This window comes from Bizionia gelidisalsuginis, assembly GCF_008086185.1.
Classification (GTDB): Bacteria; Bacteroidota; Bacteroidia; order Flavobacteriales; family Flavobacteriaceae; genus Bizionia; species Bizionia saleffrena.
In genome coordinates this window covers 1-998 of the sequence record NZ_VSKN01000087.1, presented here as the reverse complement: position 1 = coordinate 998, position 998 = coordinate 1, and the positions used below count along the sequence as shown (strand labels likewise).

Annotated in this window: 1 protein-coding gene; it reads left to right on the top strand. The window is 37.0% G+C overall.

Going from position 1 to position 998, the window contains the following annotated elements; translation table 11 throughout:
• The first annotated feature begins 431 nt into the window (after window positions 1-431).
• Window positions 432-857, top strand: a complete 426-nt coding sequence (locus tag ES677_RS15145; protein WP_148381733.1) for a hypothetical protein — start codon at window positions 432-434, stop codon at window positions 855-857.
• Window positions 858-998 lie beyond the last annotated feature (141 nt).

Genomic DNA, 998 nt, shown 5'->3' with positions numbered 1-998 from the left:
TCTACCTACTTACCCTTTTGATACTCTTTGGGCGTTGCAATGATGTGGTTGCTTACCCGAATAAATAGGCCTCTGTATACGGTTTCTGTTCGTCAGTACCGAGTTTTGTAGTCTCGCTTTCTTCAGATGTAACTTTGCAGTTACCACCCTTGCGACTTACTAATGCTTCTAGGCGTTACCCCAGCGCATAAGGGACTTGCACCCTCTAGATTAATTACTTACTTTGCTGTAAGTTAAAGATGCCCATACTGGGCACACACACCGTGTATAATTAATTGCTTGGCAAGTGCTTATTTGGAAAATTCCTTCGGAATTTTCTCGGGTTCGTATTTGTTTACTAAATTAGTTGCTTAACCACGCAACTAACCATACACAATCACGTTGTGCGTCATTTAAAAAATCGTGCTATATACAAAAATAGTTGAGTTTTAATGAAAAAATGGATTTTAATATTTGTCGGAATAGTGCTGATTATAATAATCGGAATTGGAATTAAAATCAATTCGGATTTTAGTGATGTTGCGGAAGCCTTTAAATCGGAACACGCTTTAAACGAACCGAATTTGAATATTCTTTCGGAATCGACTTCACCCAATCAAAAATATAAATATTACGAATATCAGTTTGACAATGGCGGATTTGGATATTCGAGAGTATTTTGGTCTGTAATTGAAAATAAAGAAAATATAAATGACCTGAAAAAAGGACTCATTCCGAATGGATATAGAATTATTGAATGGAATAATAAAAACGAGCTGATTTTGGAAAAGTGGAAACCCTATTATGAAACTAATACAACCTACGAATTGAAAGGAAAAACGGAGTTTAACGGAATAAAAATTAATATAACGGAATAAAAAAACGAACGCACAATCGAGTAGACGGCTGACAATCGAATGATTGCCAGTGCGCCTCTCACACCACCGTACGTACGGGTCTCGTATACGGCGGTTCAACGTTCATCTCAACAATTGCTCTTTACACCAATTGAAGCTACC

What these genes read in the sequence shown, in the direction of transcription:
- ES677_RS15145 (WP_148381733.1), top strand. Translation starts at nt 432, where the DNA reads ATGAAAAAATGGATTTTAATATTTGTCGGAATAGTGCTGATTATAATA.